The organism is Phyllobacterium sp. K27, assembly GCF_054796155.1.
This window is the reverse complement of sequence record NZ_CM139240.1, coordinates 1719266-1736794: the sequence shown is the minus strand read 5'-3', so window position 1 is coordinate 1736794 and position 17529 is coordinate 1719266. Positions and strand designations below refer to the sequence as shown.

Below are 17529 nucleotides of genomic sequence, written 5' to 3'. Positions count from 1 at the left end.
GCTCTAACTTAACTGCTTGCGTTCAAGCAGATACTTGAGAACAAGCGTCACGACAGCGATCAAAGCCAATGTGGATGATGCCGCAAATGCACCAGTGACATTATAGTCATTGAACAGCAGTTCAATCTGCAAAGGCAAGGTATTGGTTTGTCCGCGGATGGCCCCGGAAACAACCGAAACGGCACCAAATTCACCCATTACACGAGCATTGCAAAGCACCGCGCCATAAAGAAGAGCCCAACGGATATTCGGCAATGTAACGTAAAAGAATGTTTGCAAACCATTGGCACCAAGTGTGATTGCCGCTTCCTCATCCTCGCTACCTTGAGCTTGCATAAGTGGGATAAGCTCGCGCGCAACGAATGGGCTGGTTACAAAAAGGCTGACCAGAAAGATCGCAGGAACCGTAAACATGATCTTGATGTCATACACTTCCAGCAGCGGTCCAAGCAGCCCCTGACTGCCATACAGGAACAGATAGGTCACACCTGCAACGATTGGTGAGACCGAGAATGGTATTTCAATAAATGTAATCAGCAGGCGGCGACCGGGAAACCTAAACCGCGCAACCAACCACGCCACGCAAACCCCGAAGACCATGTTGATCGGCACGACAACGATAGCAGTCAGAACAGTTAGCCAAATCGCATGCAAAGTTGCGGGTTGACTTATCTGAGTCAAATAAACCGTCATACCCTCCCGAAATGCATATGTAAAAATGACGAGCAGCGGCACGCCAATCAGCACAATAGATAGGAAAATAGCGGAAATAATCAAAAGCCACTGTGAAAGCCGAGCGGGCTTTTTGCCATGTCGCATTGACGGCTTCAGCGCCCCAATGGGCGCAGCAGGATTAGTTACGTTCTGCATATTTGAGCTGCCAAGCCTGTATAGAATTTGTAATAAAAAGCATGACGAATGCTATAGCCAACATAACTGTCGCTATGGCTGCAGCTGCGGGATAGTCATACTCATCAAGCCGGATAAAGACCAGAAGGGACATTACCTCTGTCTCAAACGGTAGATTACCCGAAATAAAGACGATAGCACCAAACTCTCCCAAGCTTCGTGCAAAGGACAGGCTGCAACCAGCAACAAATGCTGGCAAAATGGCTGGCCAGATGATGTTTGCGAATATCTGCCAGTTTGTAGCGCCTAGGGAGCGAGCGGCCTCCTCGACATCCGTTGCCACATCTTCCAGAACAGGCTGGACTGTTCGGATAACGAAGGGAATGCCGGTGAACATCATGGCGAGCGCAATTCCCAATGGCGCATAGGCAATCTTGACACCCAGCGGCTCCAAGTACTGACCAAACCAGCCATTGGCGGAAAATATGGTTACCAGCGCCAGCCCTGCAACGGCTGTGGGCAAGGCAAAGGGCAAGTCGACCACAGCATCAAGAATACGTTTTCCGGGAAATTCGTAGCGAACCAACACCCACGCTAGCAGTACGCCAAAAAGCGCATTCAGCAATGTGGCAAATAAAGCAGCGCTGATTGTGATGCGATAGGTTGCGACGGCCCGTTCGGAAGAGACGATGCCCCAAAAATCAGTCCAACCCAAATTGAAAGTTTTGTAGAGCATGGCCAACAGTGGCAGTGCCACAATTATCGTAAAGTACAGCAGTGTCACTCCGAGAGTGAGACTGAAACCCGGCAAAATGCCACGCTGACTGGATTTTGAAAAAAATGACATGCGGCGTTCTTAATTCATCTAGAGCAAGTGATCTGTCGCAAGGCAAATGACGCGATGCAGGGCGTCGCTTGTCGGGGTCTCGCTATTCCGGATCAACGCCTCGTAAACACCTTGTCAAGAATACCGCCTTCAGCCAAATGATCCTTGGTCGCTTTCTTCCATCCTCCGAACACATCTTCAATAGTTAGAAGACGTGTTTCTGGAAATTGAGACGCATATTTGGCCTTGATCGTCTCGTCATGCACGCGATTATAATTCTGCGCAAGGATGTCCTGCCCTTCCGACGTATAAAGGAATTTCAAGTAGCTTTCAGCAATTGCTCGCGATCCGCGCTTGTCGGCAACCTTATCAACTACAGAAACAGGAAACTCGGCCAAAAGACTAACCGGAGGAACAACCGCTTCGTATTTGTCTTCGCCCAGCTGTTTGCGAGTACCCAACACTTCTGCCTCGAAGGTGATCAGAACATCTCCGATACCACGTTCAGCGAAAGTCGTGGTCGCAGCACGCCCACCAGTGTCAAATACTGGAACATTGGCAAGCAGCTTTTTGGCAAACTCCTGCGCCTTTGCTTCGTCGTTATTGTTTGTTTCTAGTGCATAAGCGTAAGCAGCGAGATAAGTGTAACGACCATTACCGGATGTTTTCGGATTGGGAAAAACAACTTTCACGTCTTCGCGTATCAAGTCATCCCAATTCTTGATATTCTTGGGATTACCGGCGCGCACAAGAAAAGCAGGTAGCGAATAATATGGCGATGCATTGTTGGGAAGGCGTGACTGCCAGTCGGCTGGGATCAAATTGCCCTTGTCGTGCAGAACCTGCACGTCAGTTACCTGATTGAACGTCACGACATCAGCTTCAAGACCCTCCAGGATAGATCGGGCCTGTTTAGAGGAGCCTGCATGTGACTGTTTTACGGTAATATCCTTACCGGCCTGTATTTTATAGGCTGCGCTAAAGGCCTTATTGATCTGATCATAAAGCTCGCGGGAGATATCATACGAAACATTGAGAATTTCCGTCGGTTCTTCAGCGGCATGTACCGGACTTAAAACCAGTCCCAGCGTCAGTGCGGCGTAAGCAACTAAATTCTTCATGAAAATCTCCCAGACGAAGGCGTTTTCGCCCAAATTTCAAACCAGAATCGCTTCGCATGCCTTTTTGGACTCACGAACAATTTTTGCGAGAGTGGCGATAAAAATGGGTAAGAGGAAGATTATATTTGCTAATAAATGCGGCAATCTGGAAATGAAATACTACTCATGACCAAAATGATGAAAACAGAGCGATACGATCATTGTTGTATCTCAAGAGGGAAAGTAGGCGACGATCACCCGAAGCCTCCATGCCCGAATGAATGATGCGTCTCAAACCCTTATATGCTCTGGTTCAAGATATCGCATCGTCGCAAGGAAACTCGATTTTTTAACGTTTTTATACTAGGAAATGTCTCTCGAAGGGCTATGACTGCATCCAAACGGTTGTAGGCAGAGAACAATGATATCGCAAAAAGCCAAATATGCTCTGCGGGCGCTTGTCGTCCTTGCGCGCGCCGACTCTGAGAAAGCACTATTCATTTCGGATATTGCAGAAGAGCAGAATATTCCAAAGAAATTTCTCGAACAGATTTTGTTGGACCTGAAACGTGAAGGCATTGTCATGAGCCGGCGAGGCAAGATGGGCGGCTATCTTCTTCTTAAGGGTGCCGAGGACATTACCTTCGGTGAAGTTTTGCGTCTGATTGATGGCCCCATAGCCTCCCTTCCATGTCTTAGTAAAGTTGCTTATCGGCGCTGCGAAGATTGCAGTAATGAGGAGACATGTGAAATTCGCCATGTCTTTAACGAAGTTGCTAATGTCACTCGCGGTATTCTCGACAAAACGACGATTGCCGATTGCCTGATCCATGGCGAAAAGGGCAAAACGCCAGCCATTCTTGATATTTAGAGGAGGATATCATCATCGGTGAAGATCAAGACACTCTGCGATTTTACGCAGAAAAAGCAGAGGCTTATGCCAATCGCAACGATCACAGATCATATGAACGGCTGGATTCCTTTCTGGCTTGTCTTGCCCCCGGCTGCTCTATTCTAGAACTCGGTTGCGGCGGTGGTGACGACAGCGCGCGCATGCTCGCTCAGGGTTTCGATGTTACACCGACTGACGGCAGCGCGGAGCTTGCCTACCAAGCTCAGAAACGGCTCGGCGTTCCAGCGCAAGTGTTAAAATTCGATCAGATCACCTATCAAAACAAATTTGATGGAGTATGGGCGAACGCTTGTCTTTTGCACGTCCCCAGATCACACCTGAAACCTATTCTTCAATGTATCGAACGGGCTTTGAAAGCCAATGGCCGGTTTTATGCGAGCTATAAGGCGGGACAACAAGAGGGGCGCGACAAGTTTGGCCGTTACTACAACTACCCGTCCGCCGAGTGGCTTAGACAGGCATATGGGCAAACCTGGGCGTCAGTTGATATAAAAAGCAGCATGGGCAGTGGCTACGACAATGAGCCAACCGAGTGGCTCCACGTTATTGCAACGAAGGCAGTATAACCTTGCTTTTATGTAAAGACGGCCTTGCCTATTACAGGGGTTGAGGGAACAGCAAGATCGCGTGGCTCCAATAGAACTGCATGGTGAGCTTGATATCCCGCTTCAACAGCTTTGGCAAAGGCCTGCGCCATTGCAGCCGGATCCCCTGCCTTTGCCACAGCGGTGTTGAGAAGGACTGCATCAAATCCTAGTTCCATCACAGCTGCCGCATGCGATGGGCGGCCTAAACCGGCATCGACAATCATTGGAACTTCCGGAAAATGCCCGCGTATCGAGCGTAATGCATGTAAATTCTGTGGCCCCATCGCGGAACCAATGGGCGCGCACCAAGGCATAAGAACATCACACCCCGCCTCTAGCAATCGTTCTGCAACTATCAGATCATCGGTCGTGTAGGGAAACACCTTAAAACCGTCTTCACTTAAAACACGAGCAGCCTCCACCAGTGCAAAGATATCCGGTTGCAAAGTGTCATGATTGCCTATGACTTCCAGCTTTATCCAGTCAGTTGAAAAGACATCCCGTGCCATGTGGGCGGTCAGCACAGCTTCTTTCACCGTGTGGCATCCTGCCGTGTTGGGTAACACGCGCAACCCGAGAGAGCGAAGCAACGTCCAGAATCCGTCCCCGGACTTTGCTCCAGCCATTTCCCGCCGCAATGACACGGTGATGATTTCTGTTCGTGAAGCTTTAATCGCATCTATGAGAATAGCAGGAGACGGATATTGCGCCGTGCCGAGCAAAATGCGGGATGATATTTCCTCGCCGTAAAGTTTCAACATGTCACCCACCCTGCTTCGGCGTCAAAATCTCGACGCGATCATCATTGTTCAAAGCGTGATTGTGCCGCTCGTTTGCGCGCACAAGCTCGCTGTTAACTGCAGTAGCTAGCCATTCATCTTCAAACCCCAACTCAACCAGAAGTGTTTCGAGAGTTTGCGCTGCGACTTCATGCGCTTGCCCGTTCACGATGAGTTTCATGGCATACACTCCTTTCTTTCAGGATCATGTCAGCGGCTTGCCGTGCCATTGCTGGCGCAAGCAGGAAACCGTGTCGGTAAAGTCCGTTAATGCTGATCCGATTGCCAGTTTTAATCACTCGCGGCAAATTATCTGGATAGGCTGGACGAACGCCTACCCCGGTTTCAATGATTTCGGCTTCGCCGAATGCGGGGTGAACGCTATAGGCAGCGTTCAACAATTCCATCACGGAGCGTGCCGTTACAGGCCCGCTTGCATCGCTCTCGATCATCGTCGCGCCAACCATGAACATGTGGTCTGGTCGCGGCACAACATAAAGCGGGAAACGCGGATGAATAAGCCGTATGGGCCGCGACAATGATATATCTTTGCTGCGCAGCAAGAGCATCTCGCCGCGCACTCCCCGCAATCCATTTTCCGGCGCTGCAGTTCCCGTACAATCGACAACCCATTCAAAACCGGAAATCCCGGCAACGCTCATGTCTGTCTCGAAGCGGGTGTTGAGCGCTGCGAGCTTTGACCTTAACTCTGTTAGAACCCTACGCGGTTCTAAATGCGCTTCGCTTTCGAAAAACAAACCTTTGCGGAAAACCCTTCCAAGATCAGGCTCCAAAAGCAAAATTGCTTCTTCACCGATTCGCGCAAAACCCGACGTAAGTGCGCCAAACCGCTCCAGTTCTTTTACATCGCGTGGTGGAGCAACAACCAGTGTTCCCTTGCGTGTCACTGATCCGGGAAGCGTTGCTTCCCACCAATTGGCCGCGTTCATTCCAAGGTCGAGGATGACCTGCTCGGCACTTTCACGCTCACACCATGGCGCAAGCATACCACCGGCATACCAGGAGGCCGCAGAACGCTCGCCCCCGAACGGATCCAGAATTGTGACCTCTGCCCCCCGCATTCGAAGCTCGTACGCCATGGTGAGGCCGGCAACACCGGCCCCTTTGACCAAGATGGTCACCTTGTCATTCTCCGGCATTAAGGGGCATGTAAAGGTCACCACCGACACGGAATTTCTCCGCCATTGCGGCCATGCCTTCTTTTTGAGCTTCGGCCCGAATGTCGTGTGAAATACGCATCGAGCAGAATTTCGGCCCGCACATTGAGCAGAAATGCGCCACTTTATGCGCTTCTTTCGGCAAGGTTTCGTCGTGATAGAGTCTTGCCGTCTCGGGATCAAGAGACAGATTGAACTGATCTTCCCAGCGGAACTCGAAACGGGCCCGGGACAGAGCATCATCACGCAATTTTGCTGCAGGGTGGCCCTTGGCCAAATCTGCCGCGTGAGCAGCAATCTTGTAGGTGATAACACCAACTTTTACGTCATCGCGATTGGGCAGCCCGAGATGCTCTTTGGGCGTAACGTAGCAAAGCATCGCCGTACCAAACCAGCCAATCATTGCAGCGCCAATGCCGGAGGTAATGTGATCGTAGCCGGGAGCAATATCTGTCGTGAGCGGTCCTAGCGTGTAGAATGGTGCCTCTCCACAGACAGCAAGCTGCTTGTCCATATTTTCCTTGATCTTGTGCATCGGTACATGACCGGGGCCTTCGATCATGACTTGGCAGTCCTTGGCCCATGCGATTTGCGTCAACTCGCCCAGAGTTTCAAGCTCAGCAAACTGCGCAGCATCGTTTGCATCAGCTATTGAACCCGGGCGCAACCCATCGCCGAGTGAAAAGCTGACATCATAGGCGCGGCAGATATCGCAGATTTCCTCGAAATGCTCATAAAGAAAGCTTTCGCGATGATGATGCAGGCACCACTTTGCCATGATAGAGCCGCCGCGCGAGACAATGCCCGTAACACGATCTACAGTCAGCGGAATATAATGCAGCCGCACGCCAGCATGGATGGTAAAGTAATCGACCCCCTGCTCTGCCTGTTCGATCAGAGTATCTCGATAGACTTCCCACGTCAGGTCTTCGGCGATGCCACCGACCTTTTCCAACGCCTGATATAGCGGAACAGTTCCAATGGGCACTGGTGAGTTGCGGATAATCCACTCGCGGATGTTATGGATGTTTCGGCCAGTTGACAGATCCATCACCGTGTCGCCACCCCAGCGAATGGCCCAGACCATCTTCTCGACCTCTTCTTCCATGGATGAGGTTACAGCCGAATTGCCGATATTCGCATTGATCTTCACGAGAAAGTTCCGACCAATGATCATAGGCTCAAGCTCGGGATGATTTACGTTGGCAGGTATGATCGCCCGCCCCCGAGCGATCTCATCCCGTACAAATTCAGGTGTCACATGATCCGGCAATGATGCACCGAAGGACTCACCATCACGCACCTGATTTCGCGCAGCTTCCCGACCAAGGTTCTCCCGTATGGCAACATACTCCATTTCAGGCGTGATAATTCCTGCGCGGGCATAGGCAAGCTGTGTTATCGCTTTGCCATTATGTGCGCGGCGCGGCTGATGCCGAACAGGAAACTCTCGCGTGAGCCGCTCGCCTGTTGCAAAGCCATTGTCAGCTGACTGGATCAGCCGCCCCTCATAAGCATAACTATCGGCTTGTTGACCCGCTTTCCATGCCTCACGAATGCGTGGGATGCCTTTGTTAATATCGATGCTTGCCGCTGCATCGGTATAGGGACCCGATGAATCATAGACAGCGAGGTTTGGTTCACCAGCGGTGGGATGAACCGCAATTTCGCGCAAGGGAACACGAATATCGGCATGGATCAGTCCCGGTTTGTAAATCTTGGTGGAAGCAGGAAGCGGCCCGGTCGAAACTTTTGGGGCCTCGGTAATTTTTGTTACAGCAGTCATCGTCAGGTTCCTTTGCGTTGTTGCAGGAAACCCAGTTCTGTGCCGGAAGGATGAAAAGAAGCCTCGCAAATCCAATAATGGATTCAGTGCCAATGCACCATGCGCGATAACCTTTGCACCGTCCCTACGCCAGTGTGAACTGGATCAGGTTCAACGGGTCACTGCGCTTGGTCAAACCTGAAGCAGTATCTCAGCCCCTTGTCGGGACTCCCCTGGTGAATAGCTTAAAATGACCCGCTGGACGTATTAATGTCAAGCGGAGCCTCTAAATCATGACGCGCGAAGTGGCTTTAGCGCACCAGCCCATTTTGCCAATTCAGTCAAAACCGTGCTGGCACTGGTCGTGATCAACTCATTTGGCGTAAACACACCATCATCATTGATAAACTGCTGGTAGGAAGGAATGGGAACGCTCTCCGCAAGCGAAACCATACGGAGTGCCGACATCAATCCCTTGACCGATTCGGTAGCACGTAAACCACCGGAAACGCCGCCATAGCTGACGAAACTTGCCGGCTTGTAATTCCACTCATTCCACAGATAGACCAGCGCATTGATCAATGAGGGTGGCGCATTGTAATCATATTCCGGCATAACGAAAATATAGGCATCACCAGGCTCAATGGCTTGGCTCCATTTCTTGGTATGAGCATGCTCATATTTTTTCATGCGAGGATGATTCGACTCGTCATAGATCGGCAAATTGAAATCAGCCAGGTCGATTAGTACGGGTTCGAAATTACCGTCTTTCTTGGCAAGTTCATTGAACCACTTTGCTACAGCGGGGCCACCCCGCCCGGGTCGGGTGCTTGCGATGATAATATTCAGCTTGAGTGCCATTCGGTTCATATCTCCAATAAATGCGATAACCGACAAGTAAATGCATTACTGCATCACGCAAGAAGGCACTTTTTTGAAACCGGCCGGAGTTCCGATACGACCACTAAAAACGAAACCCGCTATAGCAATGAAGCCATGCGGGTTTGTCGTCACAGTGAAGGGCGGTTAAGCCCGTCAATATTAGCGGTTATTGTTGTAATCATTGCCTGCCGGAGCTCCGGGTCGTGCAACGCGTTCTTTTTTCTTTGGACCAGGCAATAGACCTTCGCGTTGAGCCTGTTTGCGCGCGGCCTTACGAGCGCGGCTAACAGCTTCTGCTTTCTCACGAACACGGCGTTCGGAAGGTTTCTCGAAAGCCTGACGGGCCTTCATTTCGCGAAATAGACCTTCGCGCTGCATCTTTTTCTTCAAAACCCTTAGGGCTTGTTCAACATTGTTATCACGGACGAGAACTTGCAATCGTTTTCCTTACCCATGCTTGCCTCGTCTTGCGGTACGAAAACCGGCCACAATCAGACAAGCGTTTAAAGAATTGCCACAACGGCAATCCGGAGAAGCGCGGACTCTATTCATTCCCGCGCCAAAAATCCAGTGCACCCAAGCAATTAAACTTGGATACTCAATCCTTAGATTGCAGCTGTGATGATGATTTCAACCTTATATTCAGGTGTTGCCAGCTTGGCCTCACCTGTCGCACGTGCCGGTGCATTGGCCGGATCGACCCATGCATCCCAGACTGCATTCATTTCGCCAAAATCTTTCATATCGTCGAGCCAGATAATGGCCTGCAACAGTTTGGACTTGTCTGTACCAGCCTCTTTCAACAAACGATCGACCGACGCCAGAACGTCTTTTGTCTGCTCTGTTACGCTCTTGCCCGGACCACCGACCTGACCGGCCAGATAGACTGTATTGCCATGGATTACGGCCTGGCTCATGCGAGGACCTGCTTCAATACGACGAACGCTCATGAAAATCTCCTATGGAAGGTTTCGGACAAGCCAATGCTTGTTGTGGTACAAGAAAAAAGGGCCATACGGCCCTCGTTTCAGAAGAAATGGTGGGCACAGTAGGGATCGAACCTACGACCCGCTGATTAAGAGTCAGCTGCTCTACCAACTGAGCTATGTGCCCGTCAGCCGCTTCCGCGACGACAGTGAGCGCTCTATAACGGGGCAAATCTTGCCTGTCCAGCCCTTCGCCAAACTTTATCGCATTGATCGGCAAGAAGATGAATTTTTCGCTCTCAGACAAACAATTTGCCCTCTGCCACCTTGACCGCAGCACCGCCAATCCGTGCGCCGGTTAACCTTCTATCCTGAATGTCGAGTTCGAGTTCGAGCTTGGATGGCCTGCCCATCTCACATCCTTGTTCAATGGAAAATCGCTGTACGCCATCAAGCGGTTCATCGAACAAATGAATGGCACCAGCAAACGCGGCAGTCGCTGAGCCAGTTGCGGGATCTTCATAAGTTCCTTCATCGCTGACGAACATACGCGAATGAAAATCATTTTCATGCCCAATAGTCTCGCGGCAGTAAGCATAAACCGGTAATTGTCTATGGCCAATTCGAGGGGCGACCCGCTGCATTGCTGCCTGATCGATCCGCATCCGGGCAGCTGATGCCAGACCATGAATCGGCACAAGCAGGAATGGAACGCCCGCATCCCAGATGCTGGGGACATGATTTTCAAAGCCAATCTCGTTTGGCTCAAGTCGCAGTGCTCGTGCGATGGCCAGTTTGTCGTAATTATAGTCTATCCGCTGTGGTAGCTTAGGAAGATCAAATTCAGCAAAAGCCCCCTGTTTCCCCAGTCTTACGCCGCAACGAACGGGCCCTACTTGCTCTTCCAGAATGATCAGCGCATCCTGATCGCTTTCCACTTCACCAAACCGGTCTTGTGCAAGTGACACAGCCGTTCCAACAGTGGGATGTCCGGCGAACGGCATCTCATAATCCGGCGTGAAAATGCGTATCCAAGCCGTATGCGCAGCGTTCTTCGCTGGCAGCACAAAAACCGTTTCTGATAAGTTGAACTCGCGGGCGATACGCTGCATCGCCTCATCATCAAGGCCTGCCGTATCGTGAACGATTGCCAACGGATTCCCTTTCAGAACCTCCGAGGTAAAAACGTCATAGATTTCGTAGCGGCGACCGGTCATGAGCGTTGCACCTTTTCAATTCCGGTAAAAAATAGACCAAGCCGAGGGGCGCGCAAGTCAAACCTTGTGACGGTTACATTTGGCCGAAATGCCACTCGCCAAATGTGCGGAATGTAGCAGGAGTGGTATCACACATATCGGCTGATGACGTCACGGCAACTACATCGTCGAGTTCCGAAATGAGCTCTGCGGCAATATGGCGGCGTATACGGATCAACAACTCTTGTGAACTCACGTCAAAGTAGTAACGGCGAAACAAAGCAATACTGCGATCCGCAGTGACGAGATAGATACTGCTATCAAAGCGTTGAGCATCGGCCAGATCAATAGCCGTCTCCTCCAAAACCTCACGTTTCATATTCCCATCGATATCGATAACCTCGTCGCGCACATCTCCTTCATCAAAAGATCCAGCAGGAAAATAAACTCGTCCCGCCGCCGCTGTCGAATTGGCCATTCGACCAGCGATTAACGCATTGTCGTTCGAAACGATTACACCTACCGCAAAAATGTGCCAAGGCTTCAGCAAGGTGCGATTCTTCTTCCAATGCATCATGGTTTTGAAACGCGTGCGTTTATAAGTTGCTTCAAACGCGCCACGGTTGATGTCAGCCTTGTCGGCCATAAAAAAATCGCCATTGAAAAGTGCCGGATTAGCCTTGAAATCCGCTTCCCAGTTCAACTCGATTTCAGACTCATTGTCGAGGTCATAAGCCAGCGTGCCGTCTTCTATCCGTATCGACGCATTTCTAAGCTCAATCACAGTCTTCTCGGGAAAATCTCTCATTGCTCAAACCACGTCAAACGTAACGACAACAGGACAATGATCGCTGGCCTTGGGGCGATCCCAGCCAATACGCGGAAAACGCTCGATAATTTGATCCGGTGGAAAGAGCGTGCGGAATGGCTGCCCCTGCCTGATGATATCCGGGATAGCCTGCGCATTGTTCCGCGCCAGTGCTGGTGAGGCCAAAATATAATCGAGCTGGCATAAATGCCGCTCGTCAGGCCCCCGCGTGTGATAAAGTGTCCAACGATCCATTTCAGGACGCCTTTCCACCAGATTCTCACAAAACCCAGTCTCGAGCAGGACGTTAATGCTGCTTTCCAGCTCTTTAATCGGCTCGAACAGGTACCCGGCTAGCCTATCACCCTTGATGAGAACACGTTCACGATAGTCATTGAAATCACCGCAGATGACCCAGTTTTTGTTTGCCGAGCCCCCACTGCTGGCAAACTTTTCTTCGATGATACGGCGCACGGCCTTTGCCTCAGCTACCCGGACAGGCATGGAAGCAGTGCGGCCATCCAAACCGTTGCGAGGTGTGCCCATGGATTTAAAATGGCTTACAAAAAGCGTGAGCGGATTACCGCCAATAAGCACGTCGATTTCGAGACAGTCACGCTTGAATATCCGTTCGTGCGGCTCAATGCCCAGCAATGCCAGCTCCGCATTGTAAATGCCAAAATCGCCATATGTGATGTGTGCATGACTCGTCATCGCAACAAATTCGATCGATAAACCGTCCCGCGTCTGATCGCGCATCAAAACAGCCACGTCGATTCCACGGCTGTCATTTCCTTCGACCATGTATTTGTGGCGATAGCCTTCACCTACCATCTTGAACAAGTAGCCGAATTCGAAAGCATTCAGCGCATTGATATTATCCACCTCCTGGAGGCAAAGAATATCCGCATGAGTTTCTGCAATCGCCAACGCAGTCAATTGGCGAGTATCATCCGCATGCGCAATGGCTCGAGCCTGTTCCAGTTGCCGGTATTGTGCCTCATCCTGTATCTGAAAAAGCTGCAGGGCTCTGTCTTTGTTGAGGTTATTCTTGAACCCGGAAAAGTCGAACCGGTTCATCAGGTTTTCGACGTTGAAGGTAGCAATGCGAACTGACATGCAAATACTCTGAATTAAGGCCGATGGTGCTTATGCCTAACGACCCTACCCGCATTACCCCACTGCTACCAGTAGCGATTGGCACCGCTAGCGCCTATATCAAATCTATGAACAACTGGAAGCTCACAATTATGAAATCTCTTAAGATGATGCTGGCTGTTCTTACTTTCGTGATTGTCGACCAGGTGTCGATTGCTTCCGCACGCGAAATCCAGACATATCGCCCAGCTCCCCGAGGACTTGATGTCGTCCCGCGAACACCCACGATCCTACGCAACAACAGCCCTTATCGGGATAGTCTGCGGGATTGTTCAACTGGAAACTGCTATAATGGGCGAACTAACCGGCCGACGGGAAATAACGGTCCCACACAGGCCGAAAAATGCCGCGCTACCTATCAGTCCTACCGTGCTTTTGACAATACATACAAGCCTTTCAATCGCCCACGGCAAAAATGTGACCTATAGTACATAATTTAATCAATTGTCCTGACGGTAGGGAAAAGGCCACTGGATCTCTCCAGTGGCCCTCAAACTGTAATCTGAAGCTTCTTAGTTCTTTGCCTTGTCGACCAGCTTGTTGCTACCGATCCAAGGCATCATGCCGCGCAGCTTCTCGCCAACTTCTTCGATCTGGTGCTTGTCATTATTGCGGCGAATGGCCTTGAAGCGCGATGCGCCTGCCTTGTATTCCTGCATCCAGTCGGAGGTGAACTTGCCCGTCTGGATGTCAGTCAGAACGCGCTTCATCTCTGCCTTTGTCTCGGCTGTGATGATCCGCGGACCGGATACATATTCACCCCACTCCGCAGTGTTCGATATCGAATAATTCATGTTGGCGATACCGCCTTCATAGATCAAATCGACGATGAGCTTAACTTCATGCAAACACTCGAAATAAGCCATCTCTGGCGCATAACCGCCTTCAACCAATGTTTCGAAGCCTGCACGGATCAGCTCTACCAGCCCGCCGCATAGAACAACCTGTTCGCCGAACAGATCGGTTTCACATTCCTCACGGAAATTGGTTTCGATAACGCCAGAACGACCACCACCAACACCACAGGCGTAGGATAGAGCAAGATCATGCGCATTGCCGGATGCATCCTGATGAATAGCGATGAGGCAAGGCACACCGCCGCCCTTCTGATACTCGCCACGAACTGTGTGACCGGGACCCTTCGGTGCGATCATGACAACGTCAACAGTCTTCTTCGGCTCAATAAGGCCGAAATGCACGTTGAGCCCATGGGCAAAGGCAATCGCAGCACCATCGCGGATATTATCGGCGATATGATCCTTGTAAATATCAGCCTGCAGTTCATCTGGCGTCGCCATCATCATAAGATCAGCCCACTTTGCTGCCTCGGCAACGCTGACCACTTGAAAACCATCGGCTTCAGCTTTTGCAGCAGTTGCTGAACCCGGACGCAGAGCAATGCGCACGTCCTTTGCACCGGAATCCTTCAGATTAAGCGCATGGGCACGCCCCTGAGAACCGTAGCCGATGATGGCAACTTTCTTCGACTTGATCAGGTTAATGTCCGCATCACGGTCATAATATACGCGCATTGGTTTTCCTTCCTATGTTTCAATCACTATTGTCTGCCAGCCATTCAAGGACCGGTTTTTCTCAAGGTTTATAGAGAACAAGAAATTGTTCAGTGGCTCGTTTCGCATCGCGCTCGATAGCTCTTTCGCTCAACTCGAAATGATCTCCTAGCAACAGGCGAATCTGCACGTCACGAACGACCAGTCCAAAAAAAGTACGAAATGCCTCATCCGTCTGTTCAAACTGTAGCAGCCCGGCTTCACGGCCAAGCAATAGAACCGGCTCCAGCCTGCGGGCCATCGCGAATGGACCATTCTCCAGAACGATACCGCCAAGATCACGACCAAGCCCGTGCTTGTCCGTTCCGGCATGTGTCACCGCAACACGGTTCAATGCGACTGAGATTTTACCCGACAGAACGCGCAGCCAATCAGCTGCGAAGCGTTCCAAACCTGCTATCAGCGCATTGCGATCAAATGCATCACGACTGACAGGGACTCCCCGAACCTTGGAGGCTTGCCACTGGACCGTAGCTGTCAGCAAACCATCGCGGTCGCCGAACCATTTGTACAAGCTTTCCTTCGAGCAACTTGCGCGACGCGCGACGCTCGTCATTGTCAGCTTGTCACCAGCCTCAACCAGAAGCGCGAGTGCAGCATCCAGAACGTCTTTCTGACGTTCCGTTAATGCGGTTTCGCTAATCTCCAGTTCTGACTTCAACACGCCCTCCAGCCGTACCGTACCGTACGTTACGGCTAGCTTTTAGTATACATATTGAGGTTTGACAAGCGTTAGCGCGAAAAATTAGGCCCAGATACACTGCCACAAGACGATCGAGCGAAACGGATCATAAACGTCCACGGCTGCCGCGCATAAGTAGGAATTGGAACGAAAGGTGGCGTGCAAATGAAGGTAGTATTTTGCACGTTTAAGCTAAGCACAGCCATGCTTCGCCCGATGGATAAACATCGGTCTCGCCCTCGACCTTGTCCACAAATTCCCTCCGGCAGAACGATTCTATTTAAGCAAGAAAGGCTCTAGATATTAACCTGCGTTCCAATCTCGACAACCCGCCCGGTCGGTATTTGAAAATACTCCGTTGCATCGCTGGCGCTTTTTGCCAATGCGATGAAAAGACGGTCTTGCCAAAGGGGCATTTCAGAGCGCGCCGAAGCCTTTAAAGAACGCCTGGAGAGGAAGAACGAAGTCGTCATGATATCGAACTTCCAGCCCTGCTTACGACAGATCGCAAGTGTCCGCGGAATATTTGGCCGCTCCATATAGCCGAATGTCAGGGTCACTCGCATGAACAGGTCGTTGATGGGTTCTATCCGGACCCTCTCACTTTTCTTCACCAGCGGCGATGGCGCGGTGATCACCGTGAGGATCACATTGTTCTGATGCAAGACCTTGTAATGTTTAAGACTGTGCATGAGGGCCGTTGGTGTACTTTTCGGATCACCAGTTAGGAAAACTGCAGTGCCAGGCACCAAGGTAGGCGGATTCTCAGCCATTTTCTTTGAGATCAAAGCTAGCGGAACTTCGCCCTTGCGGGTTTTCTCGAAGAGCTTTCGGCTGCCGCGAACCCAGGTAAACATGACAAGAACGACCAAGAAAGCAACCACCAATGAAGCCCAGCCACCATCGACAACCTTAATCAGGTTTGCACTTACAAAAATAAGGTCAATGATGATGAAGCATGCGGTTAAACTGGCAGCCACCCACAAGCTCCATTTCCAGATGCGGGTCATGACAATGAAAAGCAGGATCGTCGTTACAAGCATATTTCCGGTGACGGCAATACCGTAAGCAGAAGCCAGATTTGAAGAGCGCTCGAAGCCTAAGACTAGCAATATCACAACAATACCGAGAAGCGTGTTGACCTTTGGCAAATAGACTTGGCCGGACTGCTTTTCTGAGGTGTGCTCAATATTCAGCCGTGGCAGAAGGTTTAACTGGACCGCCTGACGCGACAGGGAATAAGCGCCGGAAATGACGGCTTGACTGGCAATAACAGTGGCCATGGTCGCCAGCACAACCATCGGCAGGAGTGCCCAATGCGGGAACATTTCAAAAAATGGATTCTTTGCCTCATCCGGATAAGCGAGAATGAAAGCGCCTTGCCCGAAATAATTGAGCAGCAAGCACGGGAAAACAACCCACATCCATGCTGTAGCAATGGGTTTGCGGCCAAAATGGCCAAGATCGGCATAAAGCGCTTCTGCACCCGTTACAGCCAAGAACACAGTACCAATCGTCGGGAATGCGGTCTGAGGATTGTTGATAATGTATTGAAACGCATAGTAAGGATTAACCGCGGCAAAAATGCTGAGGTCATCGGCGATATGCAGTAGCCCGAAAAAACCGATCGCGAGGAACCAGATCAATGTGATCGGTCCAAATATTTTAGCGACACTTGCTGTCCCAAACCTCTGGATAGAGAACAAGGTCAGGAGAATGACAATCGTTATCGGCACGATGAATGGTTTAAAAGTCGGCGTTACTATCTCGAGCCCCTCGACAGCCGAGAGAACAGAGATTGCAGGCGTGATCACGGCATCGCCATAGAAGAGCGAAGCGCCAATGATCCCAAGCCCCAAGATGAGTTGCGGCCGTGACTTGAAGCTCGACCGGGCCAACGCCATCAAGGACAGAATGCCGCCTTCCCCGTCATTATCGGCACGCAATACGAAGATAACGTATTTGATGGTAACGATAAGCGCCAATGCCCAGAAAATCATGGACACGACGCCGAGCACATCCGTGCGGCTCAGGCTGCCATCAAGGGAAGCAGCATGCAGCGCTTCTCGGAAAGCGTAGATTGGGCTGGTTCCGATGTCGCCATAGACAACACCCAAAGCGCCCAGAACGAGAACTGGAAAAGCTTCTTTGTGATGCGGTTCCGGTTCGTAGCTTACCGAACCGTTATCGCAATCGTCACCGACCGCTTGGTGGTCATTCATAAAAGTTTTCCCTCGCTCCTACAGCGTGGGCGGACGAGTTAGTCGTGTTGCACCGCAATATCAACCGACATTTTAACATATCTCATC

The 17529-nt window shown here is 50.9% G+C and carries 18 protein-coding genes, 1 tRNA gene and 1 riboswitch; of the genes, 2 read left to right on the top strand and 17 right to left on the bottom strand.

Annotated features, from left to right (window positions below):
- Positions 1–3: 3 nt before the first annotated feature.
- From cysW to ACYJL1_RS08425, 3 genes are all read right to left on the bottom strand, one after another.
- A complete protein-coding gene (cysW, locus tag ACYJL1_RS08435; protein WP_460897975.1) occupies positions 4–819 on the bottom strand; it encodes a sulfate ABC transporter permease subunit CysW in 816 nt (271 codons plus the stop codon).
- A 34-nt stretch (positions 820–853) separates the two neighbouring features.
- Positions 854–1696: a sulfate ABC transporter permease subunit CysT gene (cysT, locus tag ACYJL1_RS08430; protein WP_460894994.1), complete on the bottom strand. Its 843-nt coding sequence runs from the start codon at positions 1694–1696 to the stop codon at positions 854–856.
- Positions 1697–1788: 92 nt separating this feature from the next.
- The gene (locus ACYJL1_RS08425) at positions 1789–2796 is read right to left on the bottom strand and encodes a sulfate ABC transporter substrate-binding protein (RefSeq protein WP_460894993.1); all 1008 of its coding nucleotides are present in this window, start codon (positions 2794–2796) and stop codon (positions 1789–1791) included.
- Between the two features lie 400 nt (positions 2797–3196).
- On the opposite strand from ACYJL1_RS08425, the gene ACYJL1_RS08420 reads away from it, so the two are divergent.
- Together ACYJL1_RS08420 and ACYJL1_RS08415 are read left to right on the top strand one after the other, a co-directional pair.
- Complete coding sequence (locus tag ACYJL1_RS08420; RefSeq protein WP_460894992.1) at positions 3197–3646, top strand: RrF2 family transcriptional regulator; 450 nt, start codon at positions 3197–3199, stop codon at positions 3644–3646.
- Between the two features lie 8 nt (positions 3647–3654).
- Positions 3655–4254 carry a class I SAM-dependent methyltransferase gene (locus ACYJL1_RS08415; protein ID WP_460897974.1) on the top strand — a complete coding sequence of 200 codons (600 nt, stop codon included), beginning with the start codon at positions 3655–3657 and terminating at the stop codon, positions 4252–4254.
- Positions 4255–4262: 8 nt separating this feature from the next.
- Here the strand turns inward: ACYJL1_RS08415 and ACYJL1_RS08410 are convergent, their stop codons facing one another.
- The 14 genes from ACYJL1_RS08410 to ACYJL1_RS08345 form a co-directional block, all read right to left on the bottom strand.
- Positions 4263–5036 carry a thiazole synthase gene (locus ACYJL1_RS08410; protein ID WP_460894991.1) on the bottom strand — a complete coding sequence of 258 codons (774 nt, stop codon included), beginning with the start codon at positions 5034–5036 and terminating at the stop codon, positions 4263–4265.
- 1 nt (position 5037) lies between these two features.
- The gene (thiS, locus tag ACYJL1_RS08405) at positions 5038–5235 is read right to left on the bottom strand and encodes a sulfur carrier protein ThiS (protein WP_460894990.1); all 198 of its coding nucleotides are present in this window, start codon (positions 5233–5235) and stop codon (positions 5038–5040) included.
- Positions 5204–6196 carry a glycine oxidase ThiO gene (gene thiO / locus ACYJL1_RS08400; RefSeq protein WP_460894989.1) on the bottom strand — a complete coding sequence of 331 codons (993 nt, stop codon included), beginning with the start codon at positions 6194–6196 and terminating at the stop codon, positions 5204–5206. Before thiO ends, thiS begins: the two co-directional genes overlap by 32 nt.
- A 4-nt stretch (positions 6197–6200) precedes the next feature.
- Positions 6201–8018 (bottom strand): phosphomethylpyrimidine synthase ThiC, encoded by a 1818-nt coding sequence (gene thiC / locus ACYJL1_RS08395; protein ID WP_460894988.1) that lies wholly within the window; start codon positions 8016–8018, stop codon positions 6201–6203.
- Positions 8019–8121: 103 nt separating this feature from the next.
- A riboswitch (TPP riboswitch) is annotated at positions 8122–8242 on the bottom strand.
- 46 nt (positions 8243–8288) lie between these two features.
- Complete coding sequence (locus ACYJL1_RS08390) at positions 8289–8858, bottom strand: NADPH-dependent FMN reductase (protein ID WP_460894987.1); 570 nt, start codon at positions 8856–8858, stop codon at positions 8289–8291.
- Between the two features lie 180 nt (positions 8859–9038).
- Positions 9039–9317: a 30S ribosomal protein S21 gene (gene rpsU / locus ACYJL1_RS08385; protein WP_115052617.1), complete on the bottom strand. Its 279-nt coding sequence runs from the start codon at positions 9315–9317 to the stop codon at positions 9039–9041.
- Between the two features lie 167 nt (positions 9318–9484).
- Positions 9485–9829 carry a RidA family protein gene (locus ACYJL1_RS08380; protein ID WP_008123603.1) on the bottom strand — a complete coding sequence of 115 codons (345 nt, stop codon included), beginning with the start codon at positions 9827–9829 and terminating at the stop codon, positions 9485–9487.
- Positions 9830–9916: 87 nt separating this feature from the next.
- Positions 9917–9992: transfer RNA gene (locus ACYJL1_RS08375), tRNA-Lys, on the bottom strand.
- A gap of 112 nt (positions 9993–10104) precedes the next feature.
- Positions 10105–11022 (bottom strand): PhzF family phenazine biosynthesis protein, encoded by a 918-nt coding sequence (locus tag ACYJL1_RS08370; protein WP_460894986.1) that lies wholly within the window; start codon positions 11020–11022, stop codon positions 10105–10107.
- A 73-nt stretch (positions 11023–11095) separates the two neighbouring features.
- Entirely contained in the window at positions 11096–11809 is a 714-nt protein-coding gene (locus tag ACYJL1_RS08365; protein ID WP_460894985.1) for an NUDIX hydrolase, read from the bottom strand.
- A gap of 3 nt (positions 11810–11812) precedes the next feature.
- Positions 11813–12928 carry an endonuclease/exonuclease/phosphatase family protein gene (locus tag ACYJL1_RS08360; protein WP_460894984.1) on the bottom strand — a complete coding sequence of 372 codons (1116 nt, stop codon included), beginning with the start codon at positions 12926–12928 and terminating at the stop codon, positions 11813–11815.
- A gap of 551 nt (positions 12929–13479) precedes the next feature.
- Positions 13480–14499, bottom strand: coding sequence for a ketol-acid reductoisomerase (gene ilvC, locus ACYJL1_RS08355; protein WP_460894983.1), 1020 nt, complete (start codon positions 14497–14499; stop codon positions 13480–13482).
- A gap of 61 nt (positions 14500–14560) precedes the next feature.
- The gene (locus ACYJL1_RS08350) at positions 14561–15199 is read right to left on the bottom strand and encodes a TetR/AcrR family transcriptional regulator (protein WP_460894982.1); all 639 of its coding nucleotides are present in this window, start codon (positions 15197–15199) and stop codon (positions 14561–14563) included.
- A 317-nt stretch (positions 15200–15516) separates the two neighbouring features.
- Positions 15517–17442 carry a potassium transporter Kup gene (locus ACYJL1_RS08345; protein WP_460894981.1) on the bottom strand — a complete coding sequence of 642 codons (1926 nt, stop codon included), beginning with the start codon at positions 17440–17442 and terminating at the stop codon, positions 15517–15519.
- Between the last annotated feature and the right edge of the window lie 87 nt (positions 17443–17529).

Bases quoted from the DNA above. Each gene is read 5' to 3' on its own strand.
- ACYJL1_RS08420 (WP_460894992.1), top strand. From the start codon at position 3,197: ATGATATCGCAAAAAGCCAAATATGCTCTGCGGGCGCTTGTCGTCCTT.
- cysW (WP_460897975.1), bottom strand. From the start codon at position 819: ATGCGACATGGCAAAAAGCCCGCTCGGCTTTCACAGTGGCTTTTGATT.
- ACYJL1_RS08345 (WP_460894981.1), bottom strand. From the start codon at position 17,442: ATGAATGACCACCAAGCGGTCGGTGACGATTGCGATAACGGTTCGGTA.
- cysT (WP_460894994.1), bottom strand. From the start codon at position 1,696: ATGTCATTTTTTTCAAAATCCAGTCAGCGTGGCATTTTGCCGGGTTTC.
- ACYJL1_RS08425 (WP_460894993.1), bottom strand. From the start codon at position 2,796: ATGAAGAATTTAGTTGCTTACGCCGCACTGACGCTGGGACTGGTTTTA.
- ilvC (WP_460894983.1), bottom strand. From the start codon at position 14,499: ATGCGCGTATATTATGACCGTGATGCGGACATTAACCTGATCAAGTCG.
- ACYJL1_RS08360 (WP_460894984.1), bottom strand. From the start codon at position 12,928: ATGTCAGTTCGCATTGCTACCTTCAACGTCGAAAACCTGATGAACCGG.
- ACYJL1_RS08370 (WP_460894986.1), bottom strand. From the start codon at position 11,022: ATGACCGGTCGCCGCTACGAAATCTATGACGTTTTTACCTCGGAGGTT.
- ACYJL1_RS08410 (WP_460894991.1), bottom strand. From the start codon at position 5,036: ATGTTGAAACTTTACGGCGAGGAAATATCATCCCGCATTTTGCTCGGC.
- thiC (WP_460894988.1), bottom strand. From the start codon at position 8,018: ATGACTGCTGTAACAAAAATTACCGAGGCCCCAAAAGTTTCGACCGGG.
- ACYJL1_RS08390 (WP_460894987.1), bottom strand. From the start codon at position 8,858: ATGGCACTCAAGCTGAATATTATCATCGCAAGCACCCGACCCGGGCGG.
- thiS (WP_460894990.1), bottom strand. From the start codon at position 5,235: ATGAAACTCATCGTGAACGGGCAAGCGCATGAAGTCGCAGCGCAAACT.
- ACYJL1_RS08365 (WP_460894985.1), bottom strand. From the start codon at position 11,809: ATGAGAGATTTTCCCGAGAAGACTGTGATTGAGCTTAGAAATGCGTCG.
- ACYJL1_RS08380 (WP_008123603.1), bottom strand. From the start codon at position 9,829: ATGAGCGTTCGTCGTATTGAAGCAGGTCCTCGCATGAGCCAGGCCGTA.